Genomic DNA, 23,321 nt, shown 5'->3' with positions numbered 1-23,321 from the left:
CGGGGCGGCCCTCACGCGGCCATGTCCGGCGCGCGCTGCGCCCAGGCTTCACGGATCACGGCGGGCGACATCGGCGTGTCGGTCATCGCCGCCATCCGTCGCGCCAGCAGCAGGGTCTTGGTCACGCCGCGCAGGGCGCCCGGCTTCTGCGCCATGTCGCGCAGCAGCTTGATCGACGGCCCGTCCGTGACGCCGTGGGCGATCGCCAGGATTTCGGCGTCCTCGGCATAGGGGCGCGACTGACGGTGACGGATGCCGATGCGCGAATGGAACTGGGCGAAGGCGGCGCGGCGCGTCCCGTCGAACAGCTGAAACACGCTCTCGTCGCCCGAGAAGACCAGGCCGACGCCCGTGCGGTCATGGATCGACCGGAACTCGTCAACCGCTTGTTGCGACAGGTGCTGGGCCTCGTCGATCACGATCAAGCCGCCCGGCCCGGCCTTCTTCTGAACCCGGCGCGACAGGGCCTGGGGCGTTCCCTTGGCCTCGTCTTCGCCCATGGCCTCAAGCATGGCGACCAGGGCGTTGGGAACGCCCCGGCTGCTGGGCGACATGGCGGCGGTCCAGACACGCGGACGCGTCGCCTTGAACTGCGCGATGGTGTGGGTCTTGCCCAGGCCCGGCCCCATGCCGAGGACGCCCATGTCGCCGAACACCTGGCAATGCTCTAGGACGGTCAGGATTTTGACGGCCGTCTTGGTCTGTTGCCACGACGGGGCTTCCGGCACGGTCGCCACCAGGCGGGCTTGTTCTTCACGGCTAACGATCAGGCGGTGGACCTTTGCCGCGACCGTGTCGTTGTTCCCGGCATACTGACCGTTCAGCCAGGGGCCGAACGTGCCTTCAGCCACATCGGCGTCGGCGGCGAACTGGCGCTTGGTCATTCCGTTGCGCTCGATATAGGCCGCAACGTCCTGGCGCAGCTTCGCCATCTCAGCGTCGGTGAAGGTGGTTTTGCCTAGATTGGGTGACATGATAGGGTTCCTCAGTTCTCTCGGGTTTTTTGGTTCTCGGGGTTCAGGCCCGGCCGGGGTTGCAGCCCCGCCGGGCCGTCTTCATTCGATCAGCCGCAGATGATCCGGGCGCTGTCGCGCCAAGGCTTCCGCATACCGATCCATGATCTGGGCCGACGCCTCGACCGGGGCCGCCACCGGCGCCGCAGCCAGGCCGCCGAGCATCCGCACGACGCGGGTCGGCTCGGGCGTGAAGTCCTCGTCCTCGGCGACATCGGGCAATAGGTTCGCGACATCGGCCGCCGACAGCCGCCGCTCCAGCGCCAGCATGTCCTTCTGCGAGCGCAGCCAGGCCGCCTTGACCCGGCCGTGTTCACGGGCGGCAGTCGCGTCGGAGAAGCCTGACGCCTCCTGCATTTCCGCCGCGCCCAGGTAGTTGCCGCCCATCGAATAGACGTGCGCCGGCTCCTGATGCAGGCGGTCGGGGTCGAAGCGGACCACGACCTTCTCGCCGCGATGCTCGCTCAGGAACTCCGACCAGTAGCGATTGCCGAACAGGTTGACCGCGCCGGTCAGGCGGTCGGCCGTCACGCTTTCATGAGCCAGCAGGCACATGCGGAGCTGGGCCTCGGTGGGGCGGGTGATGACCGCCGTCGCGATCGAAGCCTGATAGGCCTGGTCGAACGACAGGACGCCCCGGCAGACGCGCGTCCGACGACCGACGCGGGCGTTGTGGCGGCGGATCACGTCGTTGACCACGGCCGTGAACACGTCCAGCGGCACGGCGCGGCTGGCATAGTCCTCGGGCTTCGCCATGGGGCTGTTGCCGGTGTAGGCGCCTTGGAACTCGGGATGCTTGGCGCCGTGTTCGCAAAGGTCGCGGAAGGCCCGTTCGATGGGCTTCGAACGACCTGAATAGGGCCGTGTGAAGCGCACGTCGCAGCCCGCCGCAGTTAGGACGCCGACCGGATCGGACGGCTTCACCTTGAACCGGAAACGGGTCGGCGTCCCGCCAGTGATCCATTTGGACGCAAAGCCCCGGCCGTTGTCCAGCCAGACCAGATCGGGGACGCCGTGGTCGCGGAACAGGTCGCCAAAGGCCAGGCTGACAGTGTCCGCACCCTCATTTTCGGCGATGCGCCAGGCGAGGATTTTGCCCGAATAGAGGTCTTGGATCGCCAGCATCAACGGGCGCATCGGCTTCGGTTTGTCTGGGAAGGAAACAAACACGTCCCAGCGGTGACCGTCGGCGTTGACGGCCTGAAGGGCATGGAACTCGCTGCGATCGCGGATGATCGGCGGGAACATGCGCTCCAGCTTTTCCAGTCCGTCGCGAGCCAGGACGCGCACAGGCTCGGGGATTTCCTTTTCCAGCCGGCGCGCCAGGGTCTTCGGCGACGGGATCGACCAGCCGTTCATCGCCGCCGTGTCCGACAGCCGCTCCATGCAGCTCTCGAAGGTCGGGGCCGACAGGCGCAGGTAGTCGCTTTTCAGGAACTCCCAGGCATTCGGATCGCAGTCGGCCGTCGCCGTGCGGCCCTGGTGGCGTGGCGCCAGCGCGGGCAACCAGTCGCCCTTGGCCAGACCGCGCACGGCCTTCTTCCAGTTAGCCACGGTGGCGGCGCTGAAGTCGTGTTGCGCACCTTCGCCGGCCCTGGCCTTCGCCTTGTGCAGCGCGACGACATGGGCGACGGCGCCTGTCGCCGAGGCGCCCGCCGTCCGCAGGGCTTCGATCTCGCGCAGCACGTCCAGGCGGAACCGCGCCTTGGCCTTCTTGTCGTCAGGCAGGGCGTCGAACGCGGCCCAGGCCTCGGAGGCCGGGACGACGACGGCCTGTGCGCCCTGGTTCATGACCAGGCCCCGCGCCGCCAGTGCCGCCACGGCCGGAACCGGCAGGACGGTGTAGTGATATTCCAGGCCGCCGCCGCGTCCCTTGCGGGGACGGGCCAGCCGAACGCCCGTCGCGTTGGTCCGCTCGGCCCAACCCTGCTGCGCCGCCATCTCGTTGATCTTGCGCTTGGTCGAAGGCAGGCCCGGAAGGGTCTGCATCGCCAGTTCCTGCGCCGTCCACCACACCGCGTTCATGCCGTGCGCCCTTCGAAGGGTTGGGCCTTGCCGACCAGGTCGCGCTCGATCGCGCGCAGCCGGCGCATCTCGGCCTGGACGTGTCCGAGCTGGGCCAGCACGAACTCTTCGCCTTCCAGCACCCGACAGCCGATGCGGGTCACCAGGGCATCCAGGGCGTCCGAGCGTTTGGTGGCGACGATCAGCGCAAGGAACCGCGCCACCGATATGTTGTGGCTGGTCTTCGCCGGTGCGGCGTAGGCGTAGAGCATATCGACCGAGACATCGTCCCCCAGCACCGCCGAGATGGCGGCGGCGACTTCGGCCTGCGATCGGGCGTCGTCCTGGACGATCCGCGACACCAGACCGGCGACATAGGTATCCAGGCCGGCGAGCAGCCCTTCGGTCGGCGTCACGCGGGGCGGGGCATCGAACGACAGGGCCATCTGGCGCGGGTCTTCGCGGTGGCGTTTGCGATGGTGCTTAGGCATGTCGCCGGTTCCAGACTTCAGCAGTCATGCGGCCGGCCTCGGTCAGCATGCCGTTCTCGTCGATCAGGCCGATCTCACGCATGGCGGTGATGGCCCGCGCGCGTTCGGTGAAGGCGTCTTGCGCCTCGGGCGACTGCGCTGGATGGCCGGCTTCCCAGCCATGCCAGGCCGAGCGCTGGGCCAGCAGGTTGTTCAGCACTGCGATGCCGCCGCGCGGGATGGATATGGCGTCGGTCAAAGCAGGCGCTCCTTGCCCGTCAGGCGCAGGATGATCGTGTGGAGGATGGTGAGGATCACTCGGGCCACTCCTCGCGCAGCAGCTCGACGCTGGCGTCCAGGCTGTCGTTCAGGCCATCAAGGCGCGAGATCATGCTTTCGACCTCGCCCACCATGCCCTCGTCGATGTCGGCCCAGATGCCGATCACCTCGACCAGGGACGCCTTGGCCTTGTTGATCCGGCTGACGCTGCCACGGCGCATCTGCGCCGGCTTCACGCCCAGGCTTTGGGCGCGGGTGGGTGCGGCGCTCATTGGCCTTTCTCCACGGTCCAGCCCTTCGGCAGGTCCGATTTCGACAGTGTTTCAAGAAACAGGCGGCGCTCTTTTTCGCTCGCTGATCCCCATTCGGCGGCGAGTTCAATGAGGGCGCTTTGGCTTTCGCTGCGGCGTTCACGACGCAAGCGCATGGGCGTCTTGAGGAAACCGATGACGGCTCGCTGCCACGGCTCAAGGGTGCGTGGCGGCATCATTTCGACGCCCCCGCCGTATGGCCTTCAAAGGCGCCTGATTTCATCAGCAGGTCCAGAAACTCGCGCTTGGTCTTGGCGCTCTGGCGGCTGAACTGGTCAAAGGTCTTCGTCGCCCAGAGTTCGGCCGCTGGCTTCACGGCCTTTCCGTCCAGGCGGTCGAACGCGGCGTTGACCGAGGGTGCCGGGTTCTCGGCCGCGAACAACTGGTCCAGCGCCGCCAACTGCCGCTCATGCGGTTGTTTCGACAGGGCCTCTAGGGCGGCCTGGTTCGACGCCAAGGGTGTGTCGCGCAGCCGAGCGATCGCGGCGGGCGCGAGGTTTTCGATCAACGCCACGGCGCGGAAGACGGTGCGTTCAGAAAGGCCCGTCTTTTCGGCGATGTCGGCGCTGAAGGACCAAACTGCCACGTTGGCAGTTTGGTCCGAACGGCGGTCGCCGCCGCGTTTTGCAGCCGGGTTTAGCGCCTCAAACAGCCGTTTCCGTTCCGACAGGAAACGCGCGCGATCCAGTGCCGTCAGTTCGTGACGGATCAGGTTTTCGTCGATCTCGCGCAGGCGCAGACCAGCGTCGGTCAGCGTCACGATCTCGGCGTCGATCTCTTCCCAGCCGTTGATCTGGTGAGCGCGCAGACGGTGCGCGCCATAGACCAGCCGATAGCCATCGCCTCGCTGGACCAGTTCGACCGCTTGGAGCTGACGACGACCGCCAGCCGTCTCATGCTCCAGCATGGAAGCCGCGATGACCTGGGCGTGGGCTTCGCTGATTTCGCGCAGTCGTTCGCTGGCGTCGATCTGGGCGATCTTGACCCTGACCACCGAACGAACGGCTGGCGGGTCGATCATCACGGCGGCCTGGGCCGTCATGGGCGCTTCGTCACCGCGCGCCATGTCTAGCGCGCCTCCGCAGTTAGACGGTGCGATCTACGCTGTAGCGGACTATTGTCCGCTTTCAGGGACGAATCATTGAAGCCGTAGTGCTTCGGAAAGACCTTATGGATCGGCAAATTCAGAGCGGCGGCGATCGCGGCTTCAGCACGGGAGGAACGGCGGCCTCGCAAGGTGTCGCTGACAAGCCCGCGCGGAAGATCGACGCGCTCCGAGAACGAGGCGAGCGATCCATATCGCTTTCGGAGTTCAGACTTGATGTCTTCGCAATGCATTAGCGAAATCCGTTACGTCGTAGGTATCTACGTTTTAACGGACAGTAATCCGGTATTTGGAGTCGGTCAACGTGGTTGATGACGATATTGCAGGGCCGTATTCCGATTTCGCGGATCGCCTCCGCTCGGCTATGGGTGCAGTGCCTCAGACGCTGGTGGCCAAGCGCGCGGACATGTCTCTGAGCGGGTTCAATCAGTTGCTGAAGGGCCGAAGCGAACCAGGCGCATTCAAGCTTGCGCGGATCGCTAAGGTGCTAGGCGTGAGCTTGGAATGGTTGGCGACCGGAGACGGCAAGCCAAACTCGGGGCCGTTCGGCTATGTTGATATTCCGCTGCTCGACGTTCGTCTGGCGGCTGGGGCAGGCTCGATCACAGAACTGGCAAAGCAGATCGGCGTCGTTCCGATGACGCGGGAGATGCTTCAGATCATGGGCATGGCGAATGCCGAAGGCCTGCGATTTGTCATGGCCGAAGGTGACAGTATGGAGCCGCTGATTTCTGACGAAAGCAGCGTCCTCGTCGATATTCGGGATACTCGCCTTCGCGAGGGCGTCTTCGCTTTCCGGCTTGGCGAGGAACTGCGCATCAAACGTCTGCGCCGCCTAGGCGTTGACGGCGTCGAGGTCATCTCGGAAAACCCGCGCTATGAACCCGAGGTTCTACAGGGTCACGACCTTGAACAGTTCGCCATCCTCGGCCGCGCCCTTGGCGGCTTCAACATCTATTAGGGGCGCTCCGCCATGGCCCGCATCCGCTTCCTGATCGCCCCCATGTTGCTGCTGTCAGCATGCAGCCAGGCAACCGCTCCGGCGAAAACGGGCGACATCGCGGAGACGGTGACGCTGAAGTCGTGTCCAACCCCTGACCCTGGCAGGGCTTGCGAATACGATCACGCCACCCTGCCGGGTGAGATGACGAAGGCCATGGCCGGCGACTATCAGGCCCAGCGCAACGTCTCCGAAGCCTTCACCAACGACGCGCCTTGGATCGTCAAGGATGCCGTCGCGGGCTGCGCCTGGCGGATCGTCGCGATCGCCAACCGCCCGGCCACTTCGACCTATGATGACGACGGCATGTATCGCGTCCAATGCGAGCGGCTTTCCCCGACTGACCTCGCCCAGGCTCGCGGACAGGCGGCCCAGATCACAGAAGCGGTGCGTCCCTGATGTTCGCGCGCTTCACCCAACCAGAAACGGGGCTGCCCGTCCGCATCCGCGCAGCGCGGGTCCAGGCCTTCGCCGCGACTGAAGACGGCGCCACGCGTATCTTCCTCGGGGGCGCGCTCAGTTGCCTAGTTGCAGAGGACGAAAAGACCGTCCTCGCCGCCTTGGAGCCGGCGTCAGACCAGCCGTAAAAACGGTCCCACTTCCATGCCCCGCCACGCAGGCCGCTTTCCGCCCTAAACCCAGGCGGGGCCGATATCGCCCGGTTCACACCGAACTGGGACCGCCTGGTCCCACTTCCGCCCCGCGTTCCAACAGCTGGCGCGCAGCGATCACCCGCCTCGCAATGACCACCGCCGCCGAACCCGACGCCCCATTAAAGAAGCCCGCCCCAGCAAGGACGGGCTTTAAGGGCGCTCAAACGCCCCTTCGGCAACCCTCTAAGGGATTTCTGAAGACGCTTACGACGCCGCCGCCTCCGACAAATTTTTTCTAGGTTCAAGTGGTCGGTCAGTGTCTAAATCAACCATCATGTTAGACACCGCTCGCCGCCGCCTGCCGACAAATTTTTTTGGTCGAAACCCTTATGGGGCTTGGGTTCATCCCACCCAGTCCCGGCCAATCCCGCCGTATCCCGCCCTTCTAGTTTCTAATGTCCCCTAACAACCGGGTGGGGGCGGCCCAGAATGGCGAGGATCGCAAAGGCCAGAGCGATGCGGAAGGCCATGTCCCCGCCAGAGGCCCGGCTGTGGCTGGCCTTGCGGGACCTACGAAAGCAAGGGTTTCATTTCCGCCGCCAACACCCTCTGCTTGGCTACTACCTAGACTTCGTTTGCCTGGGACGCGGCCTGGCGGCGGAGGTCGATGGCGGTTCGCACGAGGGACGGGGCGACTGGGACCGGCGACGGGACGCCGCCCTGGCCCAGTTCGGATTGAAGACCCTGCGGATAGAAGCCTCGGATATTCGGGATCGCCTGCCGGACGTGATGGACTTCATTCTTCGGGAGTTGACGGCGGCCGCCCCCACCCGGCCGCTTCGCGGCCACCCTCCCCGAGACGGGGAGGGAGACTAGCAGGCTCGCCCTGCGGCCATTCCAGACGATCGCGCGGCAGGGCCTCGCGGCAGTGATCGCGCATATAGGCCATCAGCTTCTCGCGGATTTCGCAGCGCAGATCGAAGGCCACCCCGGCGGACCGGGCGCTGGCCAGACAGCGCAGTTGCAGAACCCGTTCGGTGATGTCGGTCACCTGCATGACCTGGACGTCGCCGTCCCAGTGTTTCGACGCCTGGACAATGCCTTCGTAGGCGACGCGCAACTGATCCACCGGCGCCTCGTAATCGACGTAGAAGAAGGCCACGCCGATCAGGCGGGCGTTCTCGCGCGTCCAGTTCTGGAAGGGCGTGGTGATGAAATAGGACAGGGGCAGCACCATCCGGCGCCAGTCCCACAGCTTGACCACCACATAGGTCGCGGTGATCTCCTCGACATTGCCCCACTCCTTCTCGACGATGACGGCGTCGTCGATGCGGATCGGCTGGGTCAGGGCGATCTGGATGCCCGCCACCATATTGGTCAGGATGGGTTGCAGCGCCAGGCCGGCGATGATGCCGACCACCCCCGCCGAGGCCAGCAGACTGACGCCCCACTGGCGAAAGCCCGAAATGGTCATCAGGGCCAGGCCCACGGTGACGATGAACAGGATCACCTTGGCCACCCGCTGCAGGATGCGGGTCTGGGTCAGGTGCTTCCTGGCCAGCAGATTATCCTCGACGGCGATATTGTACCGCTTCAGGTGCATGACCGACCACATGTCCAGCACCCCCGACGCCAGCCAGCCCAGCGTCAGGATGGACAGGAACAGCAGCACCGAACGGATGTCCGCCGACGGCGCCGGGGCCATCGGCGAGACGGTCACGCCGATGCCGACGCCGATGATGATGATCAGCACGCGCAGCTTGATCCGCGCCCGCTCGACCACGCCGCGCCAGAAGACGTCCTTGGTCCTGACCACGCGGCGCAGGATGGCGAAGGCGATCTTGTGCGTCAGCCACCCGCCGCCGACGAAGACCAGCAGGACCAGGCCGGTCACCGCCCATTCGGGCAACCAGTCGAACCGATGCCACAGGGCGCGGACTTGGCGGGTCAGGGCGATGATTTCGGGCGGCATGGGAAGGCTAACGCATCAGGGTCGCAAGAGTTGAAGTCTCCTCCCTGTCGCGCAGCGATGGGGAGGTGGCGCGGCGCATCTTCGCGCCGTGACGGAGGGGTTCTTCACCGCACCGCAGGCGTCTGTGGGACTTCAAGAGCCCCTCCACCGCTACGCGGTCCCCCTCCCCACAAGTGGGGAGGAGACATCAGGTGCGCCCCGCCGTCGCCTCGGTCAGGTCGGCCAGGCGCTGGGCAGCGTCGGGGATGGCGACGGAGCGGGCGGCGGCGGACATGGCCGACAGGCGCGCCGGATCGGACAGGACGGCGGTCAGGGTCGAGGACAGGCGGTCGACGCTCAGGTCGTCCTCAAGGATCACCTCGGCCGCGCCCGCATCGACCAGAGCCTTGGCGTTCAGGCGCTGGTGATCGTCGGTGGCGATCTTCAGCGGGATCAGGACGGACGGCAGGGCGGCGACGGCCAGTTCGGCGCAGGTGGAGGCGCCGGAGCGGCCCACGACCAGATGGGCGGCCGACAGCCGCTGGGCCATGTCGCGGAAGAAGGGCGCGACCTCGGCCTCGATCCCCGCGTCCAGATAGATCTGCTGCGCGGCCTCCAGGGTCTCGGGCCGCGACTGCTGCTGCATCTTCAGGCGACGACGCAAGGGTTCCGGCAGGGCGGCCAGCGCGCGGGGCGTGGTCTCGGACAGGATGCGGGCGCCCTGGCTGCCGCCCGTGACCAGCAGATGAATGGGGCCGCCGTCGACCGGCGCGACATAGGGGCGATCGAACAGGGCGCGGATTTCGGCGCGCACGGGCGAGCCGACGACGTGCGACCGGCCCTGCACCCTGGCCGGCGCCCGCTCCAGCGTCGGAAAGGACGAGGCGACCTGGTTCACATAGGGCGCCAGAATACGGTTGGTGCGGCCCAGGACCGCGTTCTGCTCATGGATCACGGTCGGGCGCTGCGACGTCACCGCCGCCACCAGCGCGGGCGCCGAAGGATAGCCGCCGAAGCCCACCACGACATCGGCGCCCAGCCGATCGAACGCCGCCCGCGCCTGCATCACCCCCTTGAAGATCGTCACACCCGCCTTGATCAGGCCCAGCGGCCCAGAGCCTGTCGCCGCATCCAGCGCCAGCCGCTCTTCGGCGGGAAAGTCCTGGGCGTATTGCTCGCCGCGATGGTCGGTGGCCAGCACCACGCGCCAGCCCCGCGACGCCATCTCGCGCGCCAGGGCCTCGGCCGGGAACATATGGCCGCCGGTGCCGCCGGCGGCGACGACGCAGAGCTTGGACATGGGGCGGGCGCTCCGAAAAAAGAGAGTCTGAATAGTGCACTTCGTCTGAAATCCAGACGGCGGGGCGTGAAAAACACCGTCTGAATCGTGCAATTCGTCTGAAATCGGCGATGGGCGGTCGAGGCGGAAGGGATCGGCCGCAGGATCGCACGGTTTTGGGGTGTGGGCAGGAGACGGTCGCTGGTTCAGCCTAAGACATTGTCCAAGCCTGTCTCTTTTCAAAGAGGAATGATGGATGTTCCACTTTCGTCATCCTCCGGCGAGCGGAGCGAGACCGGGGGACCCAGCGGCGCCGAAGGCGATGCGTCTGCCGCACACTGTCCTGGTCACCCTTTCGGCGACAGGTTCGCGCTATCGCGCGCCGCTGGGTCCCCCGGTCTGCGCCGCAAGCGGCTTGCCGGAGGATGACGAAGTTTAAATGAGCCGCCGGCCCATCGTCAGGCTGGCGCCTGGTTCGTAGGCGCCGGGACGGCGGCGCGTCAGGGCCAGGGCGAAGCCCATGGTCAGGCCCATGGCCAGCATGGACGAGCCGCCATAGCTGATGAACGGCAGGGTCATGCCCTTGGTCGGGATCAGGTTCAGGTTCACCGCGACGTTGATGCAGGCCTGAAGCCCGATCAGCATGAACAGGCCCGCCGCCGCCGTCTGTTCGAACGGGTCGGTCAGCTTCATGGCCCGGCGCATCCCGCGCACGACGATGAAGGCGTAGAGGCCGATCATGATCAGGCTGAGGACCAGGCCGAACTCCTCGGCGCCGACGGAATAGATGAAGTCGGTGTGCAGGTCGGGCACGTGGCGCTTCATCACCCCCTCGCCCACCCCGCGTCCCAGCAGGCCGCCGGCGCGAATGGCCTGGGAGGCGCTGTCGATCTGGTGGGTGTCGGTGGTCTCGGGCGAGAAGAAGCGGCTGAGGCGGTCGCGCATATGGCCGAAGACGAAATACAGCGAGACCAGCCCCGCCATGCCCAGACTGGCCAGGACCGCCATCCATTTGAACGGCACCCCCGCCATGAAGAAGACGGCCATGAAGGTGGTGGTGATCAGCAGGGTCTGGCCGATGTCCGGCTGAATCAGCAGCAGACAGACGGTCAGGGCGTAGAGGCCGAAGGCGATGGTGACGCCCGGCACGCCCTGGCCCTTCTGCGCCTCGGCGAACATCCAGGCGGCGAAGACGATCAGGCCGGGCTTGGCGAACTCGGACGGCTGCAGGCTGAACGGCCCCAGGTTCACCCAGCGCGCGGCGCCCTTCACCGTGTCGCCGATGAACGGCAGGGCGGCCATGACGACGATGGCGCCGAACAGGGCCAGGACCGCGATCCGGCGCACCCCGCGCGGCGACATCAGCGAGGTGGTCAGCATGACCGTCAGGCCGACGCCGGCGAAGACCATCATCCGCCAGGAATAGTGGAAGGGGTCGGTGATCGATTCATCGGCCAGGATGGCGGCGGGGCTGGAGGCGAAACTGAGCGAGACGCCCAGCGCCATCAGGGCCAGGGCCGCGCCCAGCAGGCCGCGATCCACGGTCCAGAACCAGCGCGCGATCAGGCTCTGGTCGTTGCGGGAGAAGGCGGGGGTGTAAGGGGCGCTCATGCGGCGCTCTCCGGGGTGGACGCCAGGGTCTGCACGGCGGCGCGGAAGGCCTCGCCCCGCGCCTCGAAATCGGCGAACTGGTCGAAACTGGCGCAGGCGGGAGACAGAAGGACGACCTGCTCGCCCCCGGCGGCTGCGGCGTCTGCGGCGGCGGCGACGACGGCGGCGTCCAGAGTCTGAGAGATGACGTGGGGCGCAGCGCCCAGGGTCGCGGCGAAGGCGTCGGCCGCCTGTCCGATCAGATAGGCTTTGCTCACGCGCGGGAACAGGTCGGCCAGATCGTCGATGCCGCCCGCTTTGGGCACGCCGCCGGCGATCCAGAAGACGGAGGGATAGCTGGACAGGGCCTGACGGGCCGCATCGGCGTTTGTGGCCTTGGAATCGTTGACGAAACGCACGGCGCCGACCCGAGCCACCGTCTCCATACGATGGGCCAGACCAGGGAAGGTGAGAAGGCCCTTGACGGCGGCGGCGTGGGAGACGCCCAGCGCGCGGGCGGCGGCATAGGCGAAGGCGGCGTTCTGGGCGTTGTGCCGGCCGGGCAGCGAACGGGCGGGGGTGAGGTCGGCGATGTGTTCGCCGTCTTTCCAAAGGGCGCCGGCCTGCGCGACGTATCCTTCTCCCCTTGGGGGAGAAGGGATGGTGGAGACCGCGATCACGCGCTGGGACAGTTGGGACGCGATCCCCCTGCCCCAGTCCTCGTCCACGCCGATAAGCGCCACCGCATCGGGCGCCTGATGGGCGAAGATCCGGCGCTTGGCCGCCACATAGCCCTCCATGCCGCCGTGGCGGTCCAGGTGGTCGGGGCTGATGTTGGTCAGGATGGCGACGTCGGGGGCGAAGCTCGTGGTCAAATCCAGCTGATAGCTGGAGATCTCGATCACATAGACGGCGTCGGGCGTCGGTTCGGGCAGGGCCAGGACGCCGATGCCGATATTGCCGCCGACATGGACCGTCAGGCCGGCGGACTTCAGCACCCAGCCGATCAGGGCCGTGGTGGTGGACTTGCCGTTGGTGCCGGTTATGGCGACGACGCGAGGCCGCTGGTCCTTGGGACGCGCGGCCAGGGCGCGGGCGAACAGTTCGACGTCGCCGATCACGGGCACGCCCGCCTGATGCGCGCGCTCGACCGTCCAATGCGGTTTCGGGTGGGTCAGGGGCGCGCCGGGCGACAGGACCAGGGCGGAGAAACCGGACCAGTCGGCGGCGGTCAGGTCCTGGACCTGAAACCCTTCGGCCTCGGCCTGCATCCTGCCCGAGACGCCGTCATCCCACAGGATGGGGAGGGCGCCCCCGGCCTGAAGCGCGCGCGCGGCCGTGATCCCCGACCGTCCCAGGCCGAAAACCGCAACCCGCCTGCCCTCGAAACCGGGAACGGCGATCATGCCGACGCTCCGTCATCCTCGGGCTCGACCCGAGGATCGAACCGTCCGCCGCACAGGCGACCGTCCAGGCGCACGACCCGATCGGCGCCCGATCCTCGGGTCGAGCCCGAGGATGACGATTTGTGGTGCGTATTCAACGCAGTTTCAGCGTGGACAGGCCGATCAGGGCCAGGGCGCCGGCGATGATCCAGAAGCGGATGACGACGGTGGATTCCGGCCAGCCCATCTTCTCGAAATGGTGGTGGACCGGCGCCATCAGGAAGATGCGCTTCTTGGTCAGTTTGTAATAGCCGACCTGGATCATGACCGAAGCGGCCTCGGCGACAAACAGGCCGCCGACGATGCCCAGCACCAGCTCGTGCTTGGTGGTGACGGCGATGGCGCCCAGCGCGCCGCCCAGGGCCAGGGAGCCGGTGTCGCCCATGAAGATCTTGGCCGGCGGGGCGTTATACCACAGAAAGCCCGCGCCCCCGCCGATGATGGCGGCGCAGAAGATGGCCAGCTCGCCCGCCCCGGGCACATGGTGAACCTGCAGATACTGGGCGAAGACGAAGTTGCCGGCCAGATAGGAGATCACCCCGAAGGCGCCCGCCGCCATCATCACCGGCACCGTCGCCAGACCGTCCAGCCCGTCCGTCAGGTTCACCGCATTGGAGAAGCCGACGATGGTGAAAGCCGCGAACGCCACATAGAACCAGCCGATGTTCAACAGCACAGCCTTGAAGAAGGGGAAGGCGATGGAGGTCTCAAGCCCCGGCGAGGTCGGCGAACGGGTCATCCACAGCACCGTCAGCACGCCCGCGACCACGGCGACGACGGTCTGGGCCAACAGCTTCTGTTTGGAGGTCAGGCCGGCAGACGTCTGTTTCGTCACCTTGGCGTAGTCGTCGATGAAGCCCAGCACGCCGAACGCCGCCGTGACGCCCGACACGATCCAGATATAGGGGTTGGTCAGGTCGCCCCACAGGAACACCGCCACCCCGATCCCGGCCAGGATCATCAGCCCGCCCATGGTGGGGGTGCCCACCTTGGACAGGTGCGACACGGGGCCGTCGTCGCGGATCGGCTGGCCCCGGCCCTGTTTGGCGCGGATCCAGTTGATGAAGCGGCTGCCCATGGCGACGGCCACGATCATGGCCGTGGCCAGGGCCAGGGCCATACGCACCGTCTGGTACTGGACCAGGTTCAGCAGCGGATACTGGTGCGCGACATCGGCGTAATAGAGGTAGAGCAGGTAAAACATGGGTGTCCCCTATCGCGTCGCGGGCGCCGTGTCGCGGTATTGCAAATCCGCCAGCGCCTTGGCCACCAGCGAGGCCCTGGAGCCGTTCGAACCCTTGACCATGACCACGTCGCCGGGCGCGACCAGAAGGGCGGCCTCCACAGCCAGTTCGGCGGCGGTGTCGCGCCACAGGCCGCGACGCGACACCGGCAGGGCGTCATAGAGCCAGCGCATCTGCGGCCCGGCGGCGTGGACCAGGTCCAGGCCCGCCGCGTCGATGGGACCGGCCAGACCCTCATGCAGGCTGCGGCTCTGGTCGCCCAGCTCCAGCATGTCGGTCAGGACCACGACGCGGCGACCCGAGACGGCGCGGGCGCCCAGGCTCTTGAACCCGGCGGTCATCGACAGGGGATTGGCGTTATAGCTTTCGTCGATCAGGGTGAAGGCGCCGTCGCCCAAGGCCACCTGGCGCGTCTGGCCCCGACCGGCCAGGGGCTGGAAGTCGGCCAGGGCCTGAAGCCCCGTTTCCAGCGGCACGTCCAGCGCGTCCAGCATGGCCAGGACGCACAGGCTGTTCAGGCCCCAGTGGGCGCCCGATTGCGCCAGGCGATATTGCAGCGGCCGACCGAACAGCTCGGCCGCGACCGTCGCCCCCTCCGCGTCAGGCCGGAAGTCCAGCAGGCGGGCGTCGTGGCCGGCCTGGGTCCCGAAGACGACGAGGCGGGCGTTCGCCGCGCGGGCGGCCTGGGCCAGAACCCCGGCGAAGGCCACGTCGCCATTGGCCACGGCGGTTCCGCCGGGGACCAGCCCCTGGAAGATGGCCGCCTTTTCGCGCGCCACCCCGGCCTCGCCGTCGGCGAAGGCCTCGATATGGACCGGGCCGACGGTGGTGACGCAGGCGGCGTGGGGGGCGACGAAGCGCGACAGGGGCGCGATCTCGCCCGGCGCATTCATGCCGATCTCGAAGATCGCGCGCCGCGTCTCGACCGGCATCCGGGCCAGGGTCAGCGGCACGCCGATATGGTTGTTATAGCTCTTGATCGAGCCGTGAGCAGGACCGGCGAGATCGAGGCCCGCCTTGATCGCCTGAGTGACGCTGGTCTTGCCGACGCTGCCGGTGACGGCGCCGCGCTTCACATGGGGGGCGCGTTCGCGGGCGGCGACGCCCAGTGCTTCCAGCCCATGCAGGGTGTCCGGCACAACGACACAGGGTCCGCCCTCGACCGGATGGTCGACCAGGGCGGTCGCGGCCCCGGCGGCGAAGGCGTCCGCTGTGAACTGATGCCCGTCGCGGGCGCCCTTCAGCGCCAGGAACAGGTCGCCGGGGGCGATCTCGCGGCTGTTGTAGGTGACGCCCGTGATCGGGCGGTCGTCGCCGTGCAGCACGCCGCCCGTGGCGGCGGCGACTTCGGCGGCCGTCCAGAGCGGGCGGGCGGATGTATCAGGCATTCAACGACAGGGCCTCGGACGCGACAGCGGCGTCGTCGAAGGGGTGGGTCACGCCCGCGACGATCTGACCCTGTTCATGCCCTTTTCCGGCGATGACCACCACATCCCCTTCGCGCATCATTTCGACGGCGGCGGCGATGGCGGCGCGGCGGTCGCCGATCTCCAGCGCATCCGGGCAACCGGCGCGGACCTCGGCGCGGATGGCGGCGGGGTCTTCGGACCGGGGATTGTCGTCGGTGACGATGGCGACGTCGGCCAGACGCCCGGCGATGGCGCCCATCAGGGGGCGTTTGCCGCGATCCCGGTCGCCGCCCGCGCCGAACACCGCGATCAGACGGCCGGTCGCATGGGGACGCAGGGCGTTCAGCACCGTTTCCAGACCGTCGGGCGTGTGGGCGTAGTCGACATAGACCTCGCCCCGCCGCTGTTCGGCGCCGACGCGCTGCAGCCGCCCCTGCGCGCCCGTCAGACCTTCAAGCGCGCCGATCACGGCGTCGGGGGCGTCGCCCGCGGCGATGCACAGGCCCGCCGCCACCAGGGCGTTGGACGCCTGGAAGGCCCCGGCCAGCGGCAGCAGGATGTCGCGGACCTGGCCGCGCACGTCCAGGGTCAGGCGTTGACCCTCAGGCGTCGCCTTGCGGCCGATCAGCGTCAGGTCGCGGCCCCGCTCGCCCACCGCCATCACCCCCAGGCCGGCCATGATGGAGGCCGAAGCGAAGGCGGAATAGGCGTCGGAATCGGCGTTCAGGACGGCGGTGCGGCCACGCGGCAGCAGGGCCTCGAACAGACGCATCTTGGCGGCGCGATAGTCCTGCATCGTGCCGTGATAATCGAGATGGTCCTGGGTCAGGTTGGTGAAGGCGGCGGCCTTCAGCGCCACGCCGTCCAGCCGGCGCTGGTCGATGCCGTGCGACGAGGCCTCCAGCGCGACGTGGGTGACGTCCTTCCTGGCCAGTTCGGCCATCAGGCGCGCGGCCTCGGCGGCGTCGGGACTGGTCAGGCCGGGACCGGTCAGGGCGTAGGTCTTGTCGCCCTTCTGACCGACGACGCCCAGGGTGCCCATGCTGGCGGACTTGTGGCCGACCCCGGCCCAGAGCTGGCGGCAGAAGGCGGCGACCGAGGTCTTGCCGTTGGTGCCGGTCACGGCCACGCAGGTCTTGGGCTGGGCGCCGTAGAAACCGCGCGCGGCGAGGGCGTAGGCGCGGCGCACGTCGCCCGAAGTGACCAGAACCGGGGCCGCCCCATCGGGCGTATCGGTCGGGGCCAGAACCGCCGCCGCGCCCTGGGCCAGGGCCTGGGGGATAAAGGCGCGGCCGTCGGCGACGCTGCCGGGCAGAGCCACGAACAGGGCGCCGGGCGCGACCTTGCGGCTGTCGGCGGTGACGCCGGTGATGACGGGATCGGACGCCACGTCGCGGCGCAGCAGATCGGACAGGTGAAGCGCGCTCACAGTCCGTCCCCCGCCACGTCCTGATAGGCCGGAACCTTCTCGCCCATGGCGGTGCGCCAGCGGTCCTCGCGCCGTTCCACGCCGAGGAAACCCGCGATGCGGTCGGCGATGTTGCGAACGGCCGGCGCCGCGACATAGGCGCCGGTCTTGGGGTAGCTCCCCGGCTCATCCATCAGGATGAAAATGGCGTAGCGTTTGCCGTTCAGCGGGCCGTCGACGGGGAAGACCGCCGCAAAGGAGCCGAGCGCGTGGCTGGGGTCGTAGCGACCGCCGACCAGCTTGTTCGCGGAACCTGTCTTGCCGCCGACCCTGAGGCCGGGCGCATCGGCGAAGCCGCCCGAACCCTTGACCACATTGCGACGCATCAGGTCTAGAATGGCGCGCGAGGTCTCCTCGGTAACGACCTGTTGGGGCTGGACGTTACGGGCGCCACCCTTGCGCAAGCTGAGCGGGATCATCCGCCCGCCGTTGGTCAGGGCGCCCATGGCCTGGACCATCTGGGCCGGGGTGATCATGATGCCATAGCCGAACGACAGCGACGCCAGGGTCGAGTTGTCCCAGCGACGCGGGGCGACCGGCCTGGCCGATTCCTTCAGTTCGATCCGGGCGGCGTCCAGCAGGCCGAAACGCTGGAAATAGCTGCGCATCACATCCGGGCCCATCTGCAAGGCCAGTTGCGAGGTGCCGATGTTGGAGGAGTGCAGATAGACTTCCTCCAGCGTCATCACCCGGTTCTGGGCGTGGAAGTCCTTGATCTTGCGATCGCCGATCTGGAAGACCTGGGAGGCGTCGAACAGGGTGTTCATGTCGGCCCGGCCGGTGTCCAGACCGGCGGCGATGGTGAAGGTCTTGAACACCGACCCCATTTCGTAATGGCCCGAGACGGCGCGATTCAGCGTCGCGCCATCGGGCGCCGCACCGCGATTGGCCGAGTTGAAGGTCGGCCAGGAGGCCATGCCCAGCACCTCGCCGGTCTGGACATCGGTGACGATGCCCACGGCGCCCTTGGCCTGGGCCTTGATCGCCGCGGCGGCCAGCTCGTTTTCCAGCACGCCCTGGACGCGCAGGTCGATGGACAGGGGGAAGGCCTCGCCCCGCTGACCCGCCGCGCGGATTTCGTCGTTGAAGGCCAGTTCGGCGCCGGACACCCCCTGCCCGCCCGTATCGGCGTCGCCGATAAGATGAACGGCCGAGGTTCCCAGCGGATAGGCGCGCCGATCCTCAGGCTCGAAGGTCACGCCGCCCAGGGCCAGGTCGTGGACGGCGGCTTTCTCCTGCGGCGTCAGGCCGGTCAGGGCGATCAGACGGCGATCGCCGGCCAGAACCCGCTTCAGCCGGTCGCTGGAGATGCGCGGCAGGGCGCGGCGGATCTGGCGATAGGCCAGGTCGCGATCCCAGATCTCGGCCGGGTCGATATAGAGGCCGTAGTGGACGATGTTGCTGGCCAGCAGTTCGCCGTTGCGGTCCGTCAGATCGCCGCGCACCAGGGCGTCGGGATTGAGACCCGCGCCGCGTCCGCCGCCGGGCGCCAGCAGCGCCTTGTAGGAGGCGCCCAGCGCCAGCCCGGCGAAGACGCACGAAAACACCGTCAGGATCAGGAAGATGCGGACGCGCGTGTCCTCTTCCGGCCGGGCGTCGGCGCGGGCCCGTTCGAACCCGTGCTCCAGCCGCCAGACCAGTTCCGACAGCCAGCGCCAGAACGGCGACAGGCGGCCCTGCAGCCGCTCCTGGAAGTCGCCGCCCGGCGCGGGGCGGTGATAGCGATGGTCCTGAACGCTCATTGCAGCGCCTCATGAGCGGGCGTGGGCGCGGCGTCGTCGGATATGGCGGGAGCGGCGGGCGCAGGCGCAGGCGCAGGCGCGTGCGCAGGCGCAGGCTTGGCGGCGGAGGCGGTCGGCTTCAGCGCGGTCAGCCCCCCCTCCTCGGCCTGGCGACGGACATCGACCGGACCCATGCCGATCTGGCGCGACAGAGCCTCCAGCCGGGCGGGCTGCTCCAGACGGGCGACCTCGGCGCGCAGCAGGCGGACCCGCTGGCCATTCTCGCGGATGTCCTGCTCCAGCTGGGCGATGCGGCTGCTTTCGCGCGCGGCGGCGGCCTTGGCGGCATAGACCGACACGATCATGATCGCGACCAGGGCCACGCCGACGATCTCGATCCAGCGCACGCCGCGCACCTTCCAGTCGAACAGACGCTGAAGGGCCGAGCGGGAATAGGTGAAGAAGGGCGCCGTGGTCATGCCGCCGCTCTCCCGCTGATGGCGCCCCAGGCCGGGGCGTCGGTGCGGACGGCGGCCCGCAGCTTGGCCGAGCGGGCGCGGGGATTGGTCGAACGTTCCTGGTCGCCCGCCTCGCGCGCGCCCTTGAACTGCAGCGTGAAGCTGGGCTTGCGCGGATCGACGGCCATGGGCGCGTGGCGCGATCCGGCGGGGGCATTGCCCGTCCGCTCGGTCAGGAAGGCCTTGACGATGCGGTCTTCCAGCGAATGGAAGGTGACGACGGCCAGACGCCCGCCGGGGGCCAGGGTCGCCTCGGCGGCTTCCAGACCACGCTCCAGCTCGCCCAGTTCATCGTTCACGGCGATCCGCAGCGCCTGGAACACGCGCGTCGCCGGATGGATGGGCGCGCCGCGACGGCCGCCCAGGGCCTTTTCGACGACCTCGGCCAGATCGAGCGTGCGGGTGAAGGACTGCTCGACGCGACGGCGCAGGATGGCGGTGGCGACGCGGCCCGACTGACGCTCCTCGCCATACAGTTTAAAGATATGGGCCAGCGGGCCGTGATCCCAGGTGTTGACGATGTCGGCGGCGGTCGCCCCCTCATCGGACATCCGCATATCCAGCGGACCGTCGCGCATGAAGGAGAAGCCGCGCTCAGCCTGATCCAGCTGCATCGAGGAGACGCCGATATCGAAGACGGCGCCGTCCAGACGGGCCTCGCCGCTGTCGGCGAAAGCCTGGGCCAGACCCGAGAAAGGCGTGCGGATCAGCTGGAACTGGCCGGGAAAGTCCTTGGCCACGGCCTCGGCGTGCGGCTGAACCGTCGGATCGCGATCCAGGGCGACGACCCGGGCGCCGGTCTTCAGGATGGCGCGGGTATAGCCGCCGGCGCCGAAGGTGGCGTCAATCACCACGCCGCCGGGCGCGGGCGACAGAGCCTCGATCACCTCGGCCAGCAGGACCGGAGCGTGAGGATTGGGAGCGTAGGGCGCTTCGGTCACGACCCGCCTCCCGCCAGCTTCATCTGGGCCTGCAGCTTCAGGGCGCCGATCTGGGCCATGCCGGCCTTGGCCAGGGCGCGCTGTTCGGCGCGGCGGGCCGCCCATTTCTCGCGCGACCAGATCTGGAAGCGGTCGTTCAGGCCGACGATGACGACAGTCTCGTCCAGACCCGCCTCGGCGCACAGGGCCTCAGGCAAGGTGATGCGGCCGCCGGAATCATAGGCCAGGCGCACCTGTTCGCCCATGACCTGCCACTCCAGGGCCGAACGTTCTTCGGATCCGAACGGCAGCGCCTCGATCATCTCGGCATAGACGGCGAACAGGCGGTCGCCGCCCGCTTCCAGGCAGTCGGCCTCAATGGATGGGAAGATGAAGACGCCGCCGGCGGCGCCGTTTTCAGCCGTGCGGAAATCGTTGGGGATCAGGAGACGGCGCTTGCCATCCAGCTGCTTCTCGTAGGTCGAGAGAAACACGCCCTGCCCAATCGGACCCTTCGGCCCGTCCCTAGATGCCTGACGAACGCCCGCCGCGCACGCCTTATCAGCCCCAAATCATGATCCTGGGATAGCATGGGATGAAATGGGTCTCAATGGGATTGAGACTAAGATTTAACCATGTTTTGACGTGTGGCGACGTGAACACGGCCATAAACATGGAACATACACAGAACAACCGAAGTATTCACAGCCTGTGAAGCGTTCTAACCTTCGTTGAACAGACAATAGGTTAACGCCCGAAAACCTGCGGGACCCCTGCCAGAACACTGAAATGCGGGGATAATCCGCACGCGGATCGAGGCGCCAACGCGCAGACAGCGGTGCCTATCGACTGCATGGGCAACACCGCCAACAGTCTCAAGTAGGCCGAAGGCCGATAGGCCCTAAAGCTGACCTCAAGTGGGCCAAACAGATAATTATGCCAGACGGCCTGTAAGCCGGGTTTTGTTCCGCTCCGAAGAACGGCGACGATCATTCCTCTGGACCGACCATTGCTGATCGGTTCTCGCGACCTACCCGGACATCTGAGGCGGTGAGCCCCGCGAGCGAACCCGCGCGATGTCCCTATTTGGTCTTGCTCCAGGCGGGGCTTGCCATGCCGTCGACGTTGCCGCCTACGCGGTGGGCTCTTACCCCACCCTTTCACCCTTACCGGCCTCGCAAGGCCGGAGGTTTGCTTTCTGTGGCGCTATCCCTCGGGTCGCCCCGGGCGGAAGTTATCCGCCGCCTTTTCACCGTGGAGCCCGGACTTTCCTCGACGGACGCAAGGTCCGCCGCGACCGCCCAGCCGTCTGGCGCGCGCTAGATGCGCCTTGCGGCTTGAGGGGTCAATATCGGCGATGCATGATCGCGCCGATTGCGATATGATCGCGTCATGGCCTCCGCTGTTCCGAAATCCAACCACGACCATGAAACGCCAGACGAGCGCCAGGCGCGGCCGGAGCGCATGCGTGCATTCCTGAACGAAGGTTTGGCTGACATGGCCGCCGGTCATTTTATCGAAGGCGAAGCCGCCGACCGCTGGCTGGAAGGCGAGATTGCGGAAGCAGAGGACGCCGCACGCTGAATGGCGCGTCGCTATGCGCTGAGGATCGCAACGCGCGCCCAACACGACATTCTGCAGGCCAAGGCCTGGCTGACGCAGCCGGGCAGCGGCTCGCGTGGGTCGGCGCGCTACAGCAGGATCAATCGAGCCCTGCTTGATCTGAAGGATGCGCCGTTACGATGGCCGGTCGGCGATTACGGGATGCGCGAGAGGCCGGTCGAAGGTCACTGCATCTTCTACCAGGTCGATGAGGCCGCTCGGCGTGTCGCAGTGATCCGGGTTTACGGCCCCTTCCAGGACCGTCTGGACCTTTAGTTCAGCACGCCCGTGACACTGTCGGCGCTGGCGAGTTGGAGCAAGCCGACCAGGCGGGCGCGGGTTTCGCCGTCGGCGACGCCGTCGATGCGGGCCGGGCGCCAGTGGCGCTGGAAGGCGCGGACGGCGGTTTCGGTGTCCACGTCATAGTCGCCGCCGGGTTTCAGGCCGTAGCCCAACCGATGCAGGCCGGCGCGCAGGACGATGACACCGATGCCCTGATCGCCCTTCTGCAGCAGGCCGCCCAGGGCCTGGATGCGTTCCGGCGCGGGTTCGAACCACAGGCCGTGGCCCGCCTCGGCCAGACGTTTCCAGGGAAACAGTTCGCCGGGGTCTTCCTTGCGGTCCGGCGCCAGGTCGGAATGGCCGATGATGCGGTTGTCGGGGATGGTCCAGCGGCTGCGGATGTCGTCGATCAGGACGATGACCGCCGCGATCTGGGCCTCGGGAAAGGCGCGATAGCCGAACTCATGCCCCGGATTGACGATCTCTATGCCGATCGATGCGGCGTTGCAGTCGTCCTGGCCCTGCCAGACGCCGCGACCGGCGTGCCAGGCGCGGCGTTCCTCGGGCACGAGGCGGAAGATGCGGCCGTCTTCCTCGACCAGATAATGGGCCGAGACCTTGGCCTCGGGGTCGCGCAGGCGGGCCAGCGCAGCCTCGCCGGTCTGCATCCCGGTATAGTGCAGCACCAGCATGTCGGGCGGCGCGCGGCGCGCGTCGAAGCTGGGCGAAGGCGCGTCGATGAAGGCGATCATGAAGACGTCGGCTCAGCGGCCGTTGCGTTCCCAGCCATAGGCGACCCAGGCGCCGTCCACCTTGTGCGCCTCGATCAGGTCGGGATCGCCCGCGCGGCGGCGCGGCGTCATGGTGCGCCGGGTCCGCATGACCAGACCGACCAGGAAGACCAACACCCCGGCGAACAGGGCGATCACCGCCACGGCCGCAGCGGTGAAGACGGCCAGAACCGCGCCGACGGCCATGGCCGCGACGGCCGCGATCATGCCCGCGAGCCACATCGCAGAGGCGACAAAACCATTGGGACGGCGGCGGGCGGCCAAACCGAGGCTGGCGAGACGTTCAGGCTGGAACATGGATCATCCTTTCAGGCGATCCGGAGAAC

General features: G+C 67.6%; 25 protein-coding genes and 1 other RNA gene. 5 read left to right on the top strand and 21 right to left on the bottom strand.

Annotated features, from left to right (window positions below):
- Positions 1–11 precede the first annotated feature (11 nt).
- From P0Y50_08805 to P0Y50_08775, 7 genes are all read right to left on the bottom strand, one after another.
- Positions 12–974, bottom strand: coding sequence for an AAA family ATPase (locus P0Y50_08805; protein WEK38651.1), 963 nt, complete (start codon positions 972–974; stop codon positions 12–14).
- Between the two features lie 81 nt (positions 975–1,055).
- Entirely contained in the window at positions 1,056–3,038 is a 1,983-nt protein-coding gene (locus P0Y50_08800) for a transposase domain-containing protein (protein ID WEK38650.1), read from the bottom strand.
- Positions 3,035–3,508 carry a hypothetical protein gene (locus P0Y50_08795; protein ID WEK38649.1) on the bottom strand — a complete coding sequence of 158 codons (474 nt, stop codon included), beginning with the start codon at positions 3,506–3,508 and terminating at the stop codon, positions 3,035–3,037. Before P0Y50_08795 ends, P0Y50_08800 begins: the two co-directional genes overlap by 4 nt.
- Entirely contained in the window at positions 3,501–3,746 is a 246-nt protein-coding gene (locus P0Y50_08790) for a hypothetical protein (GenBank protein WEK38648.1), read from the bottom strand. Before P0Y50_08790 ends, P0Y50_08795 begins: the two co-directional genes overlap by 8 nt.
- A gap of 55 nt (positions 3,747–3,801) precedes the next feature.
- Positions 3,802–4,038 (bottom strand): hypothetical protein, encoded by a 237-nt coding sequence (locus P0Y50_08785; GenBank protein ID WEK38647.1) that lies wholly within the window; start codon positions 4,036–4,038, stop codon positions 3,802–3,804.
- Positions 4,035–4,256 (bottom strand): hypothetical protein, encoded by a 222-nt coding sequence (locus P0Y50_08780; protein ID WEK38646.1) that lies wholly within the window; start codon positions 4,254–4,256, stop codon positions 4,035–4,037. Before P0Y50_08780 ends, P0Y50_08785 begins: the two co-directional genes overlap by 4 nt.
- Positions 4,253–5,143, bottom strand: a complete 891-nt coding sequence (locus P0Y50_08775) for a ParB/RepB/Spo0J family partition protein (GenBank protein ID WEK38645.1) — start codon at positions 5,141–5,143, stop codon at positions 4,253–4,255. The genes P0Y50_08780 and P0Y50_08775 overlap by 4 nt, the downstream gene beginning before the upstream one ends.
- A gap of 328 nt (positions 5,144–5,471) precedes the next feature.
- On the opposite strand from P0Y50_08775, the gene P0Y50_08770 reads away from it, so the two are divergent.
- The 3 genes from P0Y50_08770 to P0Y50_08760 all read left to right on the top strand — a co-directional run bounded on the left by P0Y50_08770 (position 5,472) and on the right by P0Y50_08760 (position 7,651).
- Positions 5,472–6,143 carry a S24 family peptidase gene (locus tag P0Y50_08770; GenBank protein ID WEK38644.1) on the top strand — a complete coding sequence of 224 codons (672 nt, stop codon included), beginning with the start codon at positions 5,472–5,474 and terminating at the stop codon, positions 6,141–6,143.
- A 12-nt stretch (positions 6,144–6,155) separates the two neighbouring features.
- Positions 6,156–6,581 (top strand): hypothetical protein, encoded by a 426-nt coding sequence (locus P0Y50_08765; GenBank protein ID WEK38643.1) that lies wholly within the window; start codon positions 6,156–6,158, stop codon positions 6,579–6,581.
- Positions 6,582–7,303: 722 nt separating this feature from the next.
- Positions 7,304–7,651 carry an endonuclease domain-containing protein gene (locus P0Y50_08760; protein WEK38642.1) on the top strand — a complete coding sequence of 116 codons (348 nt, stop codon included), beginning with the start codon at positions 7,304–7,306 and terminating at the stop codon, positions 7,649–7,651.
- Here P0Y50_08760 and P0Y50_08755 read toward each other — a convergent pair.
- From P0Y50_08755 to rnpB, 12 genes are all read right to left on the bottom strand, one after another.
- Positions 7,572–8,747 (bottom strand): mechanosensitive ion channel family protein, encoded by a 1,176-nt coding sequence (locus P0Y50_08755; protein WEK38641.1) that lies wholly within the window; start codon positions 8,745–8,747, stop codon positions 7,572–7,574. The two genes, P0Y50_08760 and P0Y50_08755, sit on opposite strands and share 80 nt — an antisense overlap.
- Positions 8,748–8,934: 187 nt before the next feature.
- On the bottom strand, positions 8,935–10,026 hold the full coding sequence (gene murG / locus P0Y50_08750; GenBank protein WEK38640.1) for an undecaprenyldiphospho-muramoylpentapeptide beta-N-acetylglucosaminyltransferase: 1,092 nt from the start codon (positions 10,024–10,026) through the stop codon (positions 8,935–8,937).
- Between the two features lie 414 nt (positions 10,027–10,440).
- Positions 10,441–11,616, bottom strand: a complete 1,176-nt coding sequence (locus tag P0Y50_08745) for a putative peptidoglycan glycosyltransferase FtsW (GenBank protein WEK38639.1) — start codon at positions 11,614–11,616, stop codon at positions 10,441–10,443.
- Positions 11,613–13,001 carry a UDP-N-acetylmuramoyl-L-alanine--D-glutamate ligase gene (gene murD, locus P0Y50_08740; GenBank protein ID WEK38638.1) on the bottom strand — a complete coding sequence of 463 codons (1,389 nt, stop codon included), beginning with the start codon at positions 12,999–13,001 and terminating at the stop codon, positions 11,613–11,615. The genes P0Y50_08745 and murD overlap by 4 nt, the downstream gene beginning before the upstream one ends.
- Positions 13,002–13,134: 133 nt before the next feature.
- Positions 13,135–14,244: a phospho-N-acetylmuramoyl-pentapeptide-transferase gene (mraY, locus tag P0Y50_08735; GenBank protein WEK38637.1), complete on the bottom strand. Its 1,110-nt coding sequence runs from the start codon at positions 14,242–14,244 to the stop codon at positions 13,135–13,137.
- 9 nt (positions 14,245–14,253) lie between these two features.
- On the bottom strand, positions 14,254–15,672 hold the full coding sequence (gene murF / locus P0Y50_08730; protein WEK38636.1) for a UDP-N-acetylmuramoyl-tripeptide--D-alanyl-D-alanine ligase: 1,419 nt from the start codon (positions 15,670–15,672) through the stop codon (positions 14,254–14,256).
- Positions 15,665–17,122, bottom strand: coding sequence for a UDP-N-acetylmuramoyl-L-alanyl-D-glutamate--2,6-diaminopimelate ligase (locus P0Y50_08725; protein ID WEK38635.1), 1,458 nt, complete (start codon positions 17,120–17,122; stop codon positions 15,665–15,667). Before P0Y50_08725 ends, murF begins: the two co-directional genes overlap by 8 nt.
- The gene (locus tag P0Y50_08720; GenBank protein WEK38634.1) at positions 17,119–18,903 is read right to left on the bottom strand and encodes a penicillin-binding protein 2; all 1,785 of its coding nucleotides are present in this window, start codon (positions 18,901–18,903) and stop codon (positions 17,119–17,121) included. The genes P0Y50_08725 and P0Y50_08720 overlap by 4 nt, the downstream gene beginning before the upstream one ends.
- A complete protein-coding gene (locus P0Y50_08715) occupies positions 18,900–19,361 on the bottom strand; it encodes a cell division protein (protein WEK38633.1) in 462 nt (153 codons plus the stop codon). Before P0Y50_08715 ends, P0Y50_08720 begins: the two co-directional genes overlap by 4 nt.
- The gene (gene rsmH, locus P0Y50_08710; GenBank protein WEK38632.1) at positions 19,358–20,341 is read right to left on the bottom strand and encodes a 16S rRNA (cytosine(1402)-N(4))-methyltransferase RsmH; all 984 of its coding nucleotides are present in this window, start codon (positions 20,339–20,341) and stop codon (positions 19,358–19,360) included. Before rsmH ends, P0Y50_08715 begins: the two co-directional genes overlap by 4 nt.
- Complete coding sequence (locus P0Y50_08705) at positions 20,338–20,814, bottom strand: division/cell wall cluster transcriptional repressor MraZ (GenBank protein WEK38631.1); 477 nt, start codon at positions 20,812–20,814, stop codon at positions 20,338–20,340. Before P0Y50_08705 ends, rsmH begins: the two co-directional genes overlap by 4 nt.
- Positions 20,815–21,255: 441 nt before the next feature.
- An RNA gene (gene rnpB, locus P0Y50_08700) (RNase P RNA component class A) lies at positions 21,256–21,633 on the bottom strand.
- Between the two features lie 79 nt (positions 21,634–21,712).
- Here rnpB and P0Y50_08695 point away from each other — a divergent pair.
- On the top strand, positions 21,713–21,904 hold the full coding sequence (locus P0Y50_08695; GenBank protein ID WEK38630.1) for a hypothetical protein: 192 nt from the start codon (positions 21,713–21,715) through the stop codon (positions 21,902–21,904).
- Entirely contained in the window at positions 21,905–22,198 is a 294-nt protein-coding gene (locus P0Y50_08690; protein ID WEK38629.1) for a type II toxin-antitoxin system RelE/ParE family toxin, read from the top strand. It abuts the gene before it with no gap.
- Here the strand turns inward: P0Y50_08690 and P0Y50_08685 are convergent.
- Complete coding sequence (locus P0Y50_08685) at positions 22,195–22,956, bottom strand: N-acetylmuramoyl-L-alanine amidase (GenBank protein ID WEK38628.1); 762 nt, start codon at positions 22,954–22,956, stop codon at positions 22,195–22,197. The two genes, P0Y50_08690 and P0Y50_08685, sit on opposite strands and share 4 nt — an antisense overlap.
- A gap of 12 nt (positions 22,957–22,968) precedes the next feature.
- Positions 22,969–23,292, bottom strand: coding sequence for a hypothetical protein (locus P0Y50_08680; protein ID WEK38627.1), 324 nt, complete (start codon positions 23,290–23,292; stop codon positions 22,969–22,971).
- Positions 23,293–23,321 lie beyond the last annotated feature (29 nt).

The sequence above is a fragment of the Candidatus Brevundimonas colombiensis genome (genome assembly GCA_029202665.1).
Lineage (GTDB): Bacteria > Pseudomonadota > Alphaproteobacteria > Caulobacterales > Caulobacteraceae > Brevundimonas > Brevundimonas colombiensis.
Note: the sequence above shows the minus strand (reverse complement) of the source record. Positions and strands in the feature narration are given on the sequence as shown.

Coding starts and splice junctions, on each gene's coding strand:
- P0Y50_08805 (WEK38651.1), bottom strand. CDS start 974: ATGTCACCCAATCTAGGCAAAACCACCTTCACCGACGCTGAGATGGCG.
- P0Y50_08800 (WEK38650.1), bottom strand. CDS start 3,038: ATGAACGCGGTGTGGTGGACGGCGCAGGAACTGGCGATGCAGACCCTT.
- P0Y50_08795 (WEK38649.1), bottom strand. CDS start 3,508: ATGCCTAAGCACCATCGCAAACGCCACCGCGAAGACCCGCGCCAGATG.
- P0Y50_08785 (WEK38647.1), bottom strand. CDS start 4,038: ATGAGCGCCGCACCCACCCGCGCCCAAAGCCTGGGCGTGAAGCCGGCG.
- P0Y50_08780 (WEK38646.1), bottom strand. CDS start 4,256: ATGATGCCGCCACGCACCCTTGAGCCGTGGCAGCGAGCCGTCATCGGT.
- P0Y50_08775 (WEK38645.1), bottom strand. CDS start 5,143: ATGGCGCGCGGTGACGAAGCGCCCATGACGGCCCAGGCCGCCGTGATG.
- P0Y50_08765 (WEK38643.1), top strand. CDS start 6,156: ATGGCCCGCATCCGCTTCCTGATCGCCCCCATGTTGCTGCTGTCAGCA.
- P0Y50_08760 (WEK38642.1), top strand. CDS start 7,304: ATGTCCCCGCCAGAGGCCCGGCTGTGGCTGGCCTTGCGGGACCTACGA.
- P0Y50_08755 (WEK38641.1), bottom strand. CDS start 8,747: ATGCCGCCCGAAATCATCGCCCTGACCCGCCAAGTCCGCGCCCTGTGG.
- murG (WEK38640.1), bottom strand. CDS start 10,026: ATGTCCAAGCTCTGCGTCGTCGCCGCCGGCGGCACCGGCGGCCATATG.
- P0Y50_08745 (WEK38639.1), bottom strand. CDS start 11,616: ATGAGCGCCCCTTACACCCCCGCCTTCTCCCGCAACGACCAGAGCCTG.
- murD (WEK38638.1), bottom strand. CDS start 13,001: ATGATCGCCGTTCCCGGTTTCGAGGGCAGGCGGGTTGCGGTTTTCGGC.
- mraY (WEK38637.1), bottom strand. CDS start 14,244: ATGTTTTACCTGCTCTACCTCTATTACGCCGATGTCGCGCACCAGTAT.
- murF (WEK38636.1), bottom strand. CDS start 15,672: ATGCCTGATACATCCGCCCGCCCGCTCTGGACGGCCGCCGAAGTCGCC.
- P0Y50_08720 (WEK38634.1), bottom strand. CDS start 18,903: ATGAGCGTTCAGGACCATCGCTATCACCGCCCCGCGCCGGGCGGCGAC.
- P0Y50_08715 (WEK38633.1), bottom strand. CDS start 19,361: ATGACCACGGCGCCCTTCTTCACCTATTCCCGCTCGGCCCTTCAGCGT.
- P0Y50_08695 (WEK38630.1), top strand. CDS start 21,713: ATGGCCTCCGCTGTTCCGAAATCCAACCACGACCATGAAACGCCAGAC.
- P0Y50_08690 (WEK38629.1), top strand. CDS start 21,905: ATGGCGCGTCGCTATGCGCTGAGGATCGCAACGCGCGCCCAACACGAC.
- P0Y50_08685 (WEK38628.1), bottom strand. CDS start 22,956: ATGATCGCCTTCATCGACGCGCCTTCGCCCAGCTTCGACGCGCGCCGC.
- P0Y50_08680 (WEK38627.1), bottom strand. CDS start 23,292: ATGTTCCAGCCTGAACGTCTCGCCAGCCTCGGTTTGGCCGCCCGCCGC.